The organism is Candidatus Mycobacterium wuenschmannii, assembly GCF_030252325.1.
Taxonomy (GTDB): Bacteria; Actinomycetota; Actinomycetes; order Mycobacteriales; family Mycobacteriaceae; genus Mycobacterium; species Mycobacterium wuenschmannii.
In genome coordinates, this window is the sequence record NZ_CP126981.1 from 2,490,520 (window position 1) to 2,505,186 (window position 14,667).

16 protein-coding genes are annotated in these 14,667 nt (G+C 67.5%); 10 read left to right on the forward strand and 6 right to left on the reverse strand.

All coding sequences use genetic code 11. From position 1 onward, the window contains the following. Positions 1–37: 37 nt before the first annotated feature. On the forward strand, positions 38–994 hold the full coding sequence (locus PT015_RS24690) for a peroxiredoxin (RefSeq protein ID WP_285190780.1): 957 nt from the start codon (positions 38–40) through the stop codon (positions 992–994). Positions 995–1,005: 11 nt separating this feature from the next. Here PT015_RS24690 and PT015_RS11725 read toward each other — a convergent pair whose 3' ends face one another. The 3 genes from PT015_RS11725 to ychF all read right to left on the reverse strand — a co-directional run bounded on the left by PT015_RS11725 (position 1,006) and on the right by ychF (position 4,018). Then, positions 1,006–1,905, reverse strand: coding sequence for a PE-PPE domain-containing protein (locus PT015_RS11725; protein ID WP_285190781.1), 900 nt, complete (start codon positions 1,903–1,905; stop codon positions 1,006–1,008). A 361-nt stretch (positions 1,906–2,266) separates the two neighbouring features. Continuing rightward, positions 2,267–2,710: a hypothetical protein gene (locus PT015_RS11730; protein WP_285190782.1), complete on the reverse strand. Its 444-nt coding sequence runs from the start codon at positions 2,708–2,710 to the stop codon at positions 2,267–2,269. A 207-nt stretch (positions 2,711–2,917) separates the two neighbouring features. Next, the gene (gene ychF / locus PT015_RS11735) at positions 2,918–4,018 is read right to left on the reverse strand and encodes a redox-regulated ATPase YchF (RefSeq protein WP_285190784.1); all 1,101 of its coding nucleotides are present in this window, start codon (positions 4,016–4,018) and stop codon (positions 2,918–2,920) included. An 87-nt stretch (positions 4,019–4,105) separates the two neighbouring features. Here ychF and PT015_RS11740 point away from each other — a divergent pair, with 87 nt between their 5' ends. Then, complete coding sequence (locus PT015_RS11740) at positions 4,106–5,137, forward strand: DUF6542 domain-containing protein (RefSeq protein WP_285190785.1); 1,032 nt, start codon at positions 4,106–4,108, stop codon at positions 5,135–5,137. Here the strand turns inward: PT015_RS11740 and PT015_RS11745 are convergent. Continuing rightward, positions 5,134–6,135: a 4-hydroxy-3-methylbut-2-enyl diphosphate reductase gene (locus PT015_RS11745; protein ID WP_285190786.1), complete on the reverse strand. Its 1,002-nt coding sequence runs from the start codon at positions 6,133–6,135 to the stop codon at positions 5,134–5,136. The genes PT015_RS11740 and PT015_RS11745 overlap by 4 nt on opposite strands. An 88-nt stretch (positions 6,136–6,223) precedes the next feature. On the opposite strand from PT015_RS11745, the gene PT015_RS11750 reads away from it, so the two are divergent. The 7 genes from PT015_RS11750 (at position 6,224) to PT015_RS11780 (ending at position 12,112) form a co-directional block, all read left to right on the forward strand. Next, entirely contained in the window at positions 6,224–6,790 is a 567-nt protein-coding gene (locus tag PT015_RS11750) for a lipid droplet-associated protein (RefSeq protein ID WP_285190787.1), read from the forward strand. Next, positions 6,787–8,013 carry an exodeoxyribonuclease VII large subunit gene (gene xseA / locus PT015_RS11755; RefSeq protein ID WP_285190788.1) on the forward strand — a complete coding sequence of 409 codons (1,227 nt, stop codon included), beginning with the start codon at positions 6,787–6,789 and terminating at the stop codon, positions 8,011–8,013. The genes PT015_RS11750 and xseA overlap by 4 nt, the downstream gene beginning before the upstream one ends. After that, positions 8,010–8,237 (forward strand): exodeoxyribonuclease VII small subunit, encoded by a 228-nt coding sequence (locus tag PT015_RS11760; protein ID WP_285190789.1) that lies wholly within the window; start codon positions 8,010–8,012, stop codon positions 8,235–8,237. The genes xseA and PT015_RS11760 overlap by 4 nt, the downstream gene beginning before the upstream one ends. A 63-nt stretch (positions 8,238–8,300) precedes the next feature. Further along, on the forward strand, positions 8,301–9,428 hold the full coding sequence (locus tag PT015_RS11765; RefSeq protein WP_285190790.1) for a 3-beta-hydroxysteroid dehydrogenase: 1,128 nt from the start codon (positions 8,301–8,303) through the stop codon (positions 9,426–9,428). Between the two features lie 37 nt (positions 9,429–9,465). Next, positions 9,466–10,512, forward strand: a complete 1,047-nt coding sequence (locus tag PT015_RS11770) for an NAD-dependent epimerase/dehydratase family protein (protein WP_285190791.1) — start codon at positions 9,466–9,468, stop codon at positions 10,510–10,512. Next, positions 10,509–11,264 (forward strand): SDR family NAD(P)-dependent oxidoreductase, encoded by a 756-nt coding sequence (locus PT015_RS11775; protein ID WP_285190792.1) that lies wholly within the window; start codon positions 10,509–10,511, stop codon positions 11,262–11,264. The genes PT015_RS11770 and PT015_RS11775 overlap by 4 nt, the downstream gene beginning before the upstream one ends. Beyond that, entirely contained in the window at positions 11,261–12,112 is an 852-nt protein-coding gene (locus PT015_RS11780; protein WP_285190793.1) for an SDR family NAD(P)-dependent oxidoreductase, read from the forward strand. The genes PT015_RS11775 and PT015_RS11780 overlap by 4 nt, the downstream gene beginning before the upstream one ends. On the opposite strand, the gene PT015_RS11785 is transcribed toward PT015_RS11780, so the two are convergent. Next, on the reverse strand, positions 12,109–12,906 hold the full coding sequence (locus PT015_RS11785) for a dienelactone hydrolase family protein (protein WP_285190794.1): 798 nt from the start codon (positions 12,904–12,906) through the stop codon (positions 12,109–12,111). The two genes, PT015_RS11780 and PT015_RS11785, sit on opposite strands and share 4 nt — an antisense overlap. Positions 12,907–12,917: 11 nt before the next feature. Further along, positions 12,918–13,574, reverse strand: coding sequence for a DUF4245 domain-containing protein (locus PT015_RS11790; protein WP_285190795.1), 657 nt, complete (start codon positions 13,572–13,574; stop codon positions 12,918–12,920). On the opposite strand from PT015_RS11790, the gene glpX reads away from it, so the two are divergent. Then, the gene (gene glpX / locus PT015_RS11795) at positions 13,486–14,658 is read left to right on the forward strand and encodes a class II fructose-bisphosphatase (protein WP_390887974.1); all 1,173 of its coding nucleotides are present in this window, start codon (positions 13,486–13,488) and stop codon (positions 14,656–14,658) included. The genes PT015_RS11790 and glpX overlap by 89 nt on opposite strands. Positions 14,659–14,667: the final 9 nt, after the last annotated feature.

Genomic DNA, 14,667 nt, shown 5'->3' on the forward strand with positions numbered 1-14,667 from the left:
GGCTGTAGACGACGTCGCCTAGCGCTACTCTTTGCTGATGTTCGCGGGCGATAGGGCGCCTGACTTCACCCTGTACGACCACGCCGGTCGGCCTCGGATCTTGTCTGCGCTGCTCTCCGAGGGGCCGGTGGTGCTGTTCTTCTTTCCGCTGGCCTCCTCGCCCATCTGCACTGCCCAGGCCTGCCATTTCCGCAATCTGAGCGACGAGTTCGCCCGGGTGGGCGCCCAGCGGGTGGGCATCAGCACCGACTCCGTCGATAAGCAGGCCCACTTCGCCCAGCAGCGATCGTTCGACTATCCGCTGCTCTCCGACACCGACGGCGTGGTCTCCGAACTCTTCGGGGTGCACCGCGGCCGCCTGGCCAGGCTGCGCAACTCCGTGGTGGAGCGGGAGACGTCCCGACGCGGACGGCACACCCGGCGCCGCGGCCTGCTGGCCCGATTTCTGCCGGTGCGGCGAACCACATTCGTCATCGACACCGACCGCACCATTCTCAAGGTCGTCTCCAGCGAGGTGCGGGCCATGGCGCACGCCGACGAGGCGTTGTGGCTGCTGAAGAACCGCGAGGTGCCGGCACCGCCACCGGAGATCGACAGTCCTCCGGTCGGGGATTGGTTCGTCGACACCGAATCCGCGGTCGAGCCGAGTCTGGTGCGGCCGTACACGCTGACCGCCGGGCGCACCGACGCCGGCGTCGACATCGCCCTCGACGCTCCGATCGAGGCCATCACCACGCAGGCGAAAGCGCGCTGGTCGAAAAACGATGTGCGCGGCCAGATTCTGACCGCCAGCGCCGGCGGCCCATCGGTTGCGGAAATCGCCTCGCAACTGTCCTTGCCGCTCGGGGCGACGCGGTTCCTGATCGACGAGTTGGCGACGCAGGGGTATCTGCGCGTGCATACCCCGCTCGGCGACTCGATGCCCGTCGACGACCGGCGCGAACTGATCGAACGAACCTTGCGCGGCCTACGGGCGCTGCGACCCAGCTCGTAACACGCCGCTGGTTAGGTGACCCCGGCGGCCCACGCATCCATCAACGCCTCCCACAGCTCGGCCATGGTGAGCGTCGGGATTTCGTTGATGGTGGTCAAGCCGTCGACTGTCGTTGTCGCCGAGGCGATTTGCTCCGCCGACAGGCCGAGGTAGGCCTCGTGCAGCTGCATCCCGAGGAAGATGTCCTGCCAGGTCGAGCCGACGGAGGCGGGATCCGCCCAGACGTCGCCGTCGATGTTGAAGATCTCGGTGGGAAACAGGTCGTTCGGAACACCGAGCGGGTTGGCGCCGAGCATCACGAAACGTAAAGCGTCGCTGGGGATTCCGTCGTCAAAGAGCTGTTGCTCGGCCAACGCGGCGATAGCGGCGCTCTGCGAGTACGTGAAGATGGTCAGCGGGTCGCTGCACACCCCGGAAAGGTCGCAACCCATGCTGCCGGCGTCGTACTCCTCCATGATCGCGTTGATGAGGATCTGCTGACCCTCCGCCACGCTGGCTTCGAAGTCCATGGTCTGCGGGGTAGTCAGGGCCAGCGTTGTCGCGGCGTCGCCTTCGTACCCGTTCGGAAAGAGGTAGAGGTTCATCGCGGCGCTGATGTAGGCCTCGTTCGGCGTCGGCACTCCGGTGGCGCCCAGGATAAGCGCATGAGTCGAGCCCGCCAGGAACCCTTCGGCGTCATCGATCAATTCCTCGGAGCCGTCGGTGCCGGTCACGCCGAACAGCCAGCCGAAGGCACTGGTCCACCAGTCGTTGGCGGCGGTGGAGGTGGAGGTGGAGGTAGAGCCGACTAACGACGTCCACCAATCACCGGTCAAAGCGGCCAGCCAATCGTTGCCGTCGTCGGCGGTGGCCGGCGTCGCCAACGCAATACCCGCGCTGCACAGTGCGGCGCCCAGAATTACTTTCTTCATCGGTCCCCCAAAGCTGTTCTCGACGGTGCTGCCTGCGCGTACGGCGAGTCCCCCGACGCCCGTTCAATTACTCAGGCTTGAATAAGTTAACGCTCAGGGTTTGTGCGAAAGGCCGAATTAAAAATTAAACTTCAAGACTTTTTTGGTCAGCAATTAATGCTGTTAGGAGCGTTTTAAACGAATGAAAGACAATTACTTCTCATTCGAACTTCACATTAATTTCCTTGGTCTGCCGGAAAGTTAGACTTTGATTCCGGCTGACTGGATTGGAATTTCTCGTCAGGAAAGGGCAGTTCGATACTTCAGGTATCGAAAGGCGTGCCTTCAGACGCTGGACCGCAATTCGACCGGGTCAGGATTCCTAGTGAAGGCGTTCCCGTCGCTCAGTCGCGGCCATCTCACGCGTCACTTCGGCCTCCTCACGGCGTTCGCCGGCGACCTGACGCTCTGCGCGGTCCGTTTCGCGAAGTCTTCGCGCTACTTCCTGTTCGACACTCGAGCCGTCGCGTTCGTCTGCTAACCGCTCGCGTGCGTCGGCGATCTTCTCGCGCTCGTCCGCGATCCGTTCCCGATCGTCGGCAATGCGGTCGCGCTCGTCGGCCAGGTGTTCGCGGCTGGTCAGCTCCCTTTCGCGCAACGCGATCGCGTTCTGGCGCACATCGAGGGCTGCTGCTGACTGTTCATCGTCACCCGATGGGTCGCTCACAGACCCAACTGTCATGACTTTCCCATCTTGTCGAGAATTGTTGCCCTGCAGAGAGGGTAACCGTCGCGACAGGACATGGACAGATGGATAGATGGACATGGAATCTAGTCATTGCAGCAACATCGTCGAAGACGTCGAAGCCCGCGTTGCAGCAGTCCTAACCGCACTGCTGGACCGACGCGCCAGGTCGCGCGAGGTACTCGAAAAAGCAGATCAGGCCCTACAACGGGCCGACGCATCGATAAGTGACTCACGCCGGAGACTAAACGACGCCGGATACCGACTCGACTCGTCAAGTGCGTTGGTTCAGCGTGCCGCCGACTTCCCACCTGACGATGCTTGGAACCGGAACTCGACCACATCGCCGTCGGCCATCACGTAGTCCTTGCCCTCGATGCGCACCTTGCCCGCGGACTTGGCAGATGCCATCGAACCGGCGGTCACCAGGTCGTCGTAGGACACGATCTCGGCCTTGATGAAACCCTTCTCGAAGTCGGTGTGAATCACCCCGGCCGCCTTCGGCGCGGTGTCGCCCTGGTGAATCGTCCACGCTCGCGACTCTTTTGGTCCGGCGGTCAAATAGGTCTGCAGCTTCAAGGTGTGAAAACCGGCCCGCGCCAATGCATCCAGGCCGCGCTCGGTCTGACCGATCGACTCGAGCAGCTCCGCGGCGGACTCCTCGTCGAGCTCGATCAGCTCGGACTCGATCTTGGCGTCGAGGAACACCGCATCGGCGGGCGCGACCAGCGCGCGCAACTCGTCCTTGCGGGCCTCGTCGGTCAGCACCGACTCGTCGGCGTTGAACACATAGAGAAACGGCTTGGTGGTCATCAGGTTCAGCTCGCGCAGAACCGACGCGTCGACGCCGGCGGCGAACAGCGTCTTGCCCGAGTCCAGCACGCCTTCCGCGGCAACGGCCGCGTCCAGCAACGGCTTTCGCTCCTTGTTGTTGCGGGCTTCCTTCTCCAGCCGCGGCACGGCCTTCTCCAACGTCTGCATGTCGGCCAGGATCAACTCGGTCTCGATCACCTCGATGTCGGCGCTCGGGTCGACCTTGCCGTCGACGTGCACGACGTCGTCGTCGGCGAACACCCGGACCACCTGACAGATGGCATCGCACTCGCGAATGTTGGCCAGGAACTTGTTGCCCAGGCCCGCCCCCTCGGAGGCACCCTTCACGATTCCGGCGATGTCGACGAAGGTCACCGGCGCGGGCACGATCTTCTCGGAGTCGAACATCACCGCGAGCTTGTCGAGCCGCGGGTCGGGCAGCGGCACCACGCCCTCGTTCGGTTCGATGGTGGCGAACGGGTAGTTGGCGGCGACCACGTTGTTTCTGGTCAGCGCGTTAAACAGAGTTGATTTACCGACATTCGGCAAACCGACGATCCCAAGGCTGAGGCTCACAGGGACCCAAGTGTAGGAGTGGCGCGCCCACCCAGTGCTAACGAGGTCGTTACGCGTCTTTCAGCGTCCAGCCGGTACGGTCGACATGTGTCAGAAGAGCAGGACCGGTCCGCGGGACCAGCGGATCACCGCTCGATCGTTCCGTCGGTTCCCGGGGTGCCGTGGTGGGGCGCGATCGTGGTCGCGGTCACCGGCGTCGCCGCCGGATTCGCCTTCGACGCGGGCTCCGGCAAGGAGCTGACCAGCGTCTTTTCCGGGCTCTACGTCCTGGGTTGTCTTGCCGCGGTGCTCGCCGTCCGCCAGAACGGCGTCTTCACCGCCGTCATCCAGCCGCCGCTGATCTTGTTCCTCGCGGTGCCCGGCGCTTACTTCGTGTTCCACGGCGCCAAGTTCACCGGCGTGAAAGACCTCGTGATCAACTGCGGCTACCCGTTGATCGAGCGATTCCCGCTGATGCTGTTCACCTCGGCGGGCGTGCTGATCATCGGCGTCGTGCGCTGGCTCCTGGGCCGGCTGCAGGCCGACGCTGCCGACGGCTCCGACGCGGCCGACGTCGCACGGAGGGGGCTGGCCGCCAAGCTCGCCGGACTCTTGAACCGCGGCGTCGCCGATGACGAGGCCGAGACGACCGAGCGGCCCGGCCGCCCGCGGGCGCGGCGCGAGCACGCCGTCGAGCGGTCCACGCGGTCGTCGTCGGCTGAGCGCCGGACCGGCAGGCGTCCGGCTACCTCGTCGCGCACCCGCCGCCCGCGACCGCCGATCGACGATGCCGAGCCGACCCGCGAACCAGCCCGGCGACGCCGTCCCGCGCGCGAATTCGATGACGCCGAGCCGCCACGCCGCACCCGGCAACCGCGGGATCCGGAGTTGCGCGGCCGCCCGTCGCGGGAAGGCCGTCGCGACCCGAGCGCTCGCCGGATCCGCCCGGAGCCCCGCACCAGCCGGTTCGACCCGAGTGAGCCCTTCGACACCCCCCCACCGCGGCGCCGCCCGACGCCCAACGGCAATGGCGCGACGCATCACCCGATCTCGCAGGTCAGGTATCGGAAGGCCGCCGGCGACGAGTCTTACGACGAGCGCCCGCGCCGTCCGCGCCGGCCATCGGCCGATCGGGACTAGCTGCGGGCGGGCCTGATCTCCCGAGGCAGCGCGAACACCAGCGTCTCGTTGGCCGTCGTCACCGGTTGCACCACGTCGTAGCCGTGCTCGGCCAGCCGCTCGAGCACGCCACGCACCAAGATCTCGGGCACCGATGCCCCGGACGTCACGCCGACGGTGGTCACGCCCGCCAGCCAGGCCGGGTCGATGTCGTCGGCGTAATCCACCAGGTACGAGGCATCCGACCCGGCGCCCAGCGCGACCTCGACCAGCCGCACCGAGTTCGACGAGTTGCGCGAACCAACCACGATGACCAGCTCGCACTCCGGCGCCATCGCCTTCACCGCAACCTGACGGTTCTGCGTCGCGTAGCAGATGTCGTCGCTCGGCGGGTCCTGCAGCTTCGGAAATTTCGCCCGCAGCCGCTGCACGGTCTCCATCGTCTCGTCGACCGACAGCGTGGTCTGCGACAGCCAGATCACCTTGTTCTCGTCGCGCACCGTCACGCCGTCGACAGCGCTCGGGCCGTCGACCAGTTGCACGTGGTCGGGGGCCTCACCGGCGGTGCCGATGACCTCCTCGTGTCCGTCGTGACCGATCAGCAGGATGTCGAAGTCGTCGCGGGCGAAGCGTTTGGCCTCGTTGTGGACCTTGGTGACCAGCGGGCAGGTCGCATCGATGACCTTGAGCTGACGCTCGGCGGCGGTCTGGTGCACGGTCGGTGCGACGCCGTGGGCCGAGAACACCACGATGGCGCCCTCGGGGACCTCGTCGGTCTCCTCGACGAAGATCGCGCCCGCGTTCGCCAGCGTCTCGACGACGTGGCGGTTGTGCACGATCTCGTGGCGGACGTAGACGGGCGCGCCGTGCTTTTCCAGCGCGCGCTCGACGGTTTCCACCGCGCGGTCGACGCCCGCGCAGTATCCGCGCGGCTCGGCCAGCAGCACTCGCTTGCCGGTGACGGGCTCGGTCACCGAGGCGGTGGCACCAGGGATGCCCATATTCACGGTCGGTGGCATGCCAACCAGGGTACTTTCTGCCGACTCGACCTCGCCAACTCGCGCGCTCAGCTTGGAGTTGTCCGCCGGTTAAGGCAGGCTTGACCGCATGGCTACTGCACCGTATGGGGTTCGGCTGCTGGTTGGCGCCGCCACGATCGCCGTCGAGGAGACGATCAGGCTGCCGAAAACCATCTTGATGTACCCGATGACGCTGGCCAGCACGGCCGCGCACGTCGTGATGCGGTTCCAGCAGAACGTCGCCGAGCTGGTGATCAAGGGCGACGCCACCTTGGAGCAGATCTTCCCGCCCAAGGACGAGCAACCCGAGTGGGCCACGTTCGACGAGGACCTGCCCGCTGACGAGGACGCCGGCGCGGCCGCCGATACCGAGCGTCGCACCGAGGGCCGGTTCGCGCTGTACTCCTCGCCCGAGGCGGCGGACGACACGTGGGCCCGATCGGCCGCCAAGCCGGCGAACAAGTCGGCCTCGACCCCCGAGGTGGTCGAGGAACTGGATTACGAGCAGCTGACCCTGGCCCAGTTGCGGGCCCGGCTGCAATCTCTCGACATCACCGAGCTCGAAGCCCTGCTGGCCTACGAAGAGGCCACCAAGGGTCGCGCCCCGTTCCAGACGCTGCTTGCCAACAGGATCACGCGCGCGACGGCGAAGTGACCGAGAACTCGGCCGAAGACCCTTTCCCGGTTCGCGCGGTCGCGACGCGGATCGCCGCGTGGATCGACAAGCTGGGCGTGGTCTGGGTCGAGGGCCAGCTGACGCAGATCAACATTCGGCCCGGTGCCAGAACCGTGTTCATGGTGCTGCGTGACCCGGCGGCCGACATGTCGCTGAGCGTGACCGCGTCGCGCATGTTGGTCGACAGCGCGCCGGTCAAGCTGGTCGAGGGCGTGCAGGTGGTGGTCTGCGGCAAGCCGAACTTCTACACCGGTCGGGGCACGCTCACGTTGCGGCTCAACGAGATTCGCGCGGTGGGCATCGGTGAGCTGCTGGCCCGCATCGAGCGATTGCGACAGCTGCTGGCCGCCGAGGGACTGTTCGACGCCCGACTGAAGCGGCCAATTCCGTTCCTGCCCAACATGATCGGTCTTGTCACCGGCCGGGCCAGTGCCGCCGAACACGACGTGACGACGGTGGCGGCGACCCGGTGGCCCGCGGTGCGGTTCGCTGTGCGCAACACCGCGGTGCAGGGGCCGACGGCGGTCGCACAGATCGTGAAGGCGTTGCGGGATTTGGACTCCGACCCCGAGGTCGACGTGATCGTGTTGGCCCGCGGCGGCGGCAGTGTGGAGGACCTGCTGCCGTTCTCCGACGAGACGTTGTGCCGGGCCATCGCGGCGTGCCGCACACCGGTCGTCAGCGCGATCGGCCACGAGCCGGACAACCCGTTGTGCGATCTGATCGCCGATCTGCGCGCCGCCACCCCCACGGACGCCGCGAAGAAGATCGTCCCGGATACCGCGGCCGAACAGCACCTGATCCACGACCTGCGCCGGCGCAGCGCGCAGGCGTTGCGCAATTGGGTCGGCCGGGAAGAGCGCGTGCTCGCGCAGTTGCGCAGCCGGCCGGCGCTGGCCGAGCCGCTGGCCGCACTCGACGCGCGGGGCGAGGAGATCCACCGGGCCCGGTCCGCGGTCCGGCGCGACATCACCCGGCTGATCGACGTGCAGGCCGAGCGAGTCGGGCATCTGTCGGCCCGATTGACGACACTGGGGCCGGCGGCCACGCTGGCCCGCGGCTACGCCGTGGTGCAGACGGTCGGGGCCGACGGGGCCGCGGCGGTGCTCCGATCCGCTGACGACGCCCCGGCGGGCAGCAGGTTACGAGTACGGGTCAGCGACGGGGCAATCGTGGCGACAAGTGAAGGGGCCAGCCGATGACGGGTGATGAAGTGACGCCTATTAGTCAGCTCGGATACGAGCAGTGCCGCGACGAACTGATCGAGGTGGTGCGCCAGTTGGAGCAGGGCGGGCTGGACCTCGATGCATCGCTGAAACTTTGGGAAAGAGGCGAACAGCTGGCCAAACGCTGCGAAGAGCACTTAGCTGGAGCACGCAAGAGGGTGACCGATGCGCTCGCCGCCGGCGACGCGCAAGATTCTTGACAACGCAAGCAATTCTCTGTCGTTTGGTCGAAACTGGAACACGTTTCAGTTACTCTCGTCGGCATGGTTGACTCCGCTGCGTCCTCTTCACCTGCGCCGACCGTCGAGCTGGGCCGGGTGCTGGTCACCGGCGGCTCGGGATTCGTCGGCGCCAACCTGGTGACCACCCTGCTCGAGCGGGGCTATCAAGTGCGGTCCTTCGACCGAGCGCCGTCCCCACTCCCGGAGCGGCCCGGCCTGGAGGTGCTGCAGGGTGACATTTGCGATCGGGACGTCGTCGCGGGCGCGGTCGCCGGCGTCGACACCGTCTTCCACACCGCGGCACTGATCGAGTTGATGGGCGGCGCATCGGTCACCGACGAATATCGGCAGCGCAGCTTCGCCGTCAACGTCGAGGGCACCAAAAATCTCGTGCACGCCGCGCAGGCGGCCGGCGTCAAACGGTTCGTCTACACCGCCTCCAACAGCGTGGTCATGGGCGGCAAGCCCATCTCCGGCGGCGACGAGTCGCTGCCCTACACCGACCGGTTCGCCGACCTCTACACCGAGACCAAGGTCGTCGCCGAGCGATTTGTGTTGTCCCAGAATGGCATTGATGGACTGTTGACCTGCTCGATCCGACCGAGTGGCATCTGGGGTCGGGGCGATCAGACGATGTTCCGCAAGGTGTTCGAGAGCGTGCTCGCCGGACACGTCAAGGTGCTGGTGGGTCGCAAATCCGCCCGGCTGGATAACTCCTACGTGCACAACCTGATTCACGGTTTCATCCTCGCCGCGCAGCACCTGGTGCCGGGCGGGACGGCACCAGGCCAGGCGTACTTCATCAACGACGCCGAGCCGATCAACATGTTCGAGTTCGCCCGGCCCGTCGTGGCGGCCTGCGGACAGCGGCTGCCGCGGCTGCGGGTGTCCGGCAGGCTGGTGCGCGCAGCGATGCTGGGCTGGCAGCGGCTGCATTTCCGGTTCGGCATCCGTGAGCCGATGCTGGAGCCACTGGCCGTCGAGCGGCTGTACCTCGACAACTACTTCTCCGTGGCCAAGGCGACCCGCGACCTCGGCTACCGGCCGCTGTTCACCACCGAGCAGGCGATGGCCGAATGCCTGCCGTACTACACCGAGTTGTTCGATCAGATGAAGGCGGCCGCCCACCCCGCGCCGGTCGCGGTTGTCGCACCCGCCGTCGCCGAATAGCCGGGAGATTCCGCGACGGCGTGTAGCGTAATCGCCTATGGCCCAGACCGTGCTTGTCACCGGCGCGTTCGGGTTGGTGGGCTCGGAGACGGTGCGACAGTTGACGGTCGAGGGGCGGCATGTCGTGGCCACCGATCTCGACGTTCCGGCCAATCGCAAGGCCGCCGCGGCGATGCCGTCGACCGAGGTGCGCTGGGCCGACCTCACCGACCCGCAAGCGGTTTCCGAACTGCTGCAAGCGGTTTCGCCGTCGGCGATCATCCACCTGGCCGCGATCATCCCACCGGTCTGCTACGCCCGGCCGGAGTTGGCCCGGCGGGTGAACATCGATGCGACCGGCCTGCTGATCGACACCGCCGCCGCATTGCCGAACCCACCGCGTTTCATTCAGGCATCCAGCGTCGCCGCCTACGGCGCCCGCAATCCGCACCGCATCAACGACGTGCTCACCGCCGACACCCCGCTGCGGCCGTCGGACATCTACGGCACGCACAAGGTGGAGGCCGAGAAACTGGTCCGTGCATCGTCATTGGACTGGGTGATCCTGCGACTCGGTGGGGTGCTCACCGCCGAGCCTCGGCTCGATGTGGACCTGGACACCATCTTCTTCGAGGGTTCGCTGCCCATCGACGGGCGGATCCAGACCGTCGACGTGCGCGACGTCGCACGGGCGTTCATCGCCGCGACTACCGCACCAGTCGTCGGCGAGACCCTGCTGATCGGCGGCGACGATTCGCACCGACTGGTGCAGGGCGACATCGCGCCATCGACAGCGGCGGCGATGGGTCTGGCCGGCGGCATCCCCACCGGCCGCAAAGGCGACCCGGACCACGATGGCAACTGGTTCGCCACCGACTGGATGGACACCAGCCGGTCGGCCAATGCGCTTGATTTCCAGCGTATCTCGTGGCCGCAGCTGCTGGCGGAGACCGCGACGCGGATGGGTTGGCGCCGCCACCCGGCTCGGGTGATCGCGCCGCTGACACGTGCGCTGCTGAAACGCCGCTCGCCGTACCATCGCTACCCCGGGCACTACGCCGACCCGTGGGGCGTCATCGATGCGAAGTGGGAGGGACACCTGTGACAGGTCGGACAGCTGTCGTGGTGGGCGGCGCCTCGGGTATCGGCAAAGCCGTGTGTCACGCACTGGCGGCCGACGGTTGCCGGGTGGTCGTCGCCGACCGCAATGCCGACGGAGCGCGTTCCGTCGCAACCGAACTCGGTGATCCGCACAGCGCGGCGGCGGTCGACGTCACCGACGAGGACTCGGTGCGGTCGCTGTTCGAGCGCGCCGGTGATCTCGATATCGTGGTGAACACGGCGGGCTACAGCGCGCTCGGGTTGATCACCGAATTGTCGGCCGACGACTTCCGCGGGGTTGTCGACGTCTGCCTGAACGGCGCCTTCCTGGTGATCAAGCACGCCGCGCCACGTTTGCACGACGGCGGCGCGCTGGTGTCGATCAGTTCGCTGAACGGCCGGCAGCCCGCCGCCGCGATGAGCGCCTACTGCGCCGCCAAGGCGGGGCTGTCGATGCTGACCCAGGTCGCCGCGTTGGAGCTTGCACCGCAAGGCATTCGGGTCAACGCCGTCGCGCCCGGGTTCGTGCACACGCCGCTGACCGAGCCGGCGACCCAGATCCCCGGCGTCGTCGAGGAGTACGTCGAGAACACCCCACTGGGCCGGGCCGGCACGCCCGAGGACATCGCCGACGCCGTGCTGTTCCTGTGCACGGCGCCGTGGCTCACCGGCGAGGTGCTCGACATCAACGGCGGGGCCCACATGAAGCGTTATCCCGATCTGATGAGCCACGTCATGAAGCTTGCGGCGCAATGAGTATCACGGGCACTGGAAGTTTCACGGGCCGGCAGGCCATCGTCACCGGCGCCGGATCCGGCATCGGGGCGGCGCTGTGCCGCGCGCTGGCGGCAGCCGGCGCCGACGTGGTGTGCACCGACGTCGACGGCGCGGCCGCGGCCCGCACGGCCGAGACCCTGAAAGGTCCCGGCACCGCGACATCGGCGACCCTCGACGTCACCGACCCCGACGCGGTGCAAGCCGCCGTCGACGACGTCGTCGCGCGCGCCGGACGGCTCGACCTGATGTTCAACAACGCCGGAATCGCTTGGGGCGGCGACACCGAACTGCTGACGCTGGACCAGTGGAACGCGATCATCGACGTCAACATCCGCGGCGTGGTACACGGTGTGACCGCCGCCTACCCGGTGATGCTGCGCCAGGGCCACGGGCACATCGTCAACACCGCATCGATGGCCGGGTTGACCGCGGCCGGCCAGATCACCAGTTACGTGATGACCAAGCACGCGATCGTCGGGCTGTCGCTGGCGCTGCGCTCCGAAGCGATCCCGCACGGCGTGGGCGTGCTGGCCGTCTGCCCCGGCGCTGTCGAGACGCCGATCCTGGACAAGGGCGCGATCGGCGGCTTCGTCGGCCGCGACTACTACTTGCGCGGCCAGGGCATGAAGAACGCCTACAGCGCCGACAAGCTGGCCGCCGACACGCTCAGAGCGATCGCACGCAAAAAGGCACTGCTGGTGAAGCCGCGGCAAGCCTACGCGTCTTGGGTCTTCGCCCGGCTCGCGCCGAATCTGTTGCAACGCATGTCAATCCGCTTCATCGCGGAACAGCGCAAGCGGCAGGCGGCTAACGCCGGCACCCTTTAACGCAGGCGCTCGTTGAGGAATTCCACGACGCGCTTGCGCGCCTCGTAGGCGGGATGCCCGTCGACCTCGCGGACCTCGAGGGTCAGCACCGAGTGCGTCGCCCGGGTGAAGCCGTGCTCGTTGCCGGGGCCGGAGTCGATCTCGATCACCTCGAACGCGTCGCCGAGTCGGTCCTTGAGCGTGACAAACCGCTCGCCAGGCGACAACGGATCCTTGCTGAACCGCAAGCCCATCGCGCACACGCCCTCCTTGGCGGCGCGGTCTTTGAAGGCGTTCAGCTCGACGTCGCTCAGGCCGGGATCGCGCTTCATGCGGGGGGTGATGGGGAACGGCGTCGACGGCTGGCTGAGCACCGGCGCCAACACGCTGTCGTCGACCGCCGCCGCCAGCGCGAAGCCACCGGTGAAGCACTGGCCGATCACGCCGACGCCTTTGCCGGGCGTCGACCCGTTGAGGTCGCGGGCCAGCGCGCGCAGGAAGTCCGCGATCGGCCGGTGCTTGTTGGTTGCGAGCGCGGCGAATTCCCGTGCCACGCAGACCTTCCGAAGGGTCGACAGCAAATAGCCCGGCGTCACTGGACGTCCCGGTTCTCCGAACGGCGACGGGATGGCGACGGTGAAACCGTTGTCCACCAGATGGTTTCCCAGCCCGAGCACGCCCGGGTGGATGCCGGGAATCTCGGGGATCAGCACGACGCCGGGCCCGTCGCCGCGGCGGTAGACGTCGTGGGTGTAACCGCCGCCGGTGAACGGCGTCGCGGTCCAGCCCGTCAGGTCGGCTTCCGGTGCGGTCATGGACGGTTCTCCTATCGACGGGCAGGCAGCGGCTGCTGTGTCTGAACGGCCGCCGCCAGCGTACGAAACTCGTCGGTGCTGCCGGCGCCGGTGATGCCGACCTGCTCCGGACCGGTAGGGCCGTCGAGTCGTGTCGTCCACACCGGCTCTACCCCGTCGTCGCCCTGATAGGTGACCCAGCGGACGCCGTTCACGTCGACGGTCCCGTTCGGAACCATGGACGGGTGGATGGAGCCGACCAGCTTGTCCTCGTCGGCGTTGCTCTGGGTCAGGCGCAGGTACAGACCGCCCGGGCTGATGTAGCCGACGGTGGAGGTGACGGCGCGCAGCGTCCGACCGGCCGCGTCGATGCGGCCGTCGGCGATCCCGCCGCGCCCGCCCGAGTTGGCCTGCCAGCCCGGCGGCAGCTGCGGCAGCCGGACGGGGAAACCGAGGGCCAGCGCGTCGGCCTTGAGCGCGCCGGCCGCGTCGTAGGCCGGCACCGGCCCGCGGTTGACGCCGCTCGGGGAGAACGAGCACATCCCCACCACCCCCGCCAGCGCGATGCAGGCCAGCACCAACGGGGCAATCGACCAGAACATGTCCCGGCCGTCCTGCAGCAGCCGGGGCTTCGCGGGTCTGGGTGAGGGCTCCGGCTGTTCAGCCGAGGGCGGTGGCTGCGTCGTCACAGCACGAGTATCCCAGCTCCCGAGCGGCAACCTGCCTCTGGGACAATCGACCGTTATGAGCGAGAGCCGTCGTGAAGCCCCGGACCGCAACCTCGCCCTCGAGCTCGTCCGCGTCACCGAGGCGGGCGCCATGGCCGCCGGCCGCTGGGTGGGCCGCGGCGACAAGGAGGGTGGCGACGGCGCGGCCGTCGACGCCATTCGCCAGCTGGTGAACTCGGTGTCGATGCGCGGCGTCGTGGTCATCGGCGAAGGCGAGAAAGACGAAGCGCCGATGCTCTACAACGGCGAGCACGTCGGCAACGGCGACGGCCCGGAGTGCGACTTCGCGGTCGACCCGGTCGACGGCACCACGCTGATGAGCAAGGGCATGCCCAACGCCATCTCGGTGCTCGCGGTCGCCGACCGCGGCGCGATGTTCGACCCGTCGGCGGTGTTCTACATGAACAAGATCGCCGTCGGCCCCGAGGCGGCCCACGTCCTCGACATCACCAAGCCGATCGCCGACAACATCCGCGCGGTCGCCAAGGTCAAGGGCCTCTCGGTGCCGGACATGACGGTGTGCATCCTGGACCGGCCGCGGCACGAGCAGCTGATCGCCGACGCGCGCGCCACCGGCGCGCGGATCCGACTGATCACCGACGGCGACGTGGCGGGCGCGATCTCGGCCTGCCGTCCCGGCTCCGGCACCGACATGCTGGCCGGCATCGGCGGCACGCCCGAGGGCATCATCGCCGCGGCCGCGATCCGCTGCATGGGTGGCGAACTGCAGGCCCAGCTGGCACCGACCGACGACGCCGAACGGCGCAAGGCGCTGGACGCCGGCTACGACCTCGACGCCGTATTGACCGTCCGCGATCTGGTGTCCGGCGAGAACGTCTTCTTCTGCGCCACCGGCGTCACTGACGGCGACCTGCTGAAGGGCGTCCGCTACGAGCCGGGCGGCTGCACCACCCAGTCGATCGTGATGCGGTCCAAGTCCGGCACGCTGCGCATGGTCGAGGGCTTCCACCGGCTGGCCAAGCTCAACGAATACTCCGCGATCGACTTCACCGGCGACAGCAGCGCCGCATACCCCCTGCCGTAACAACTACCT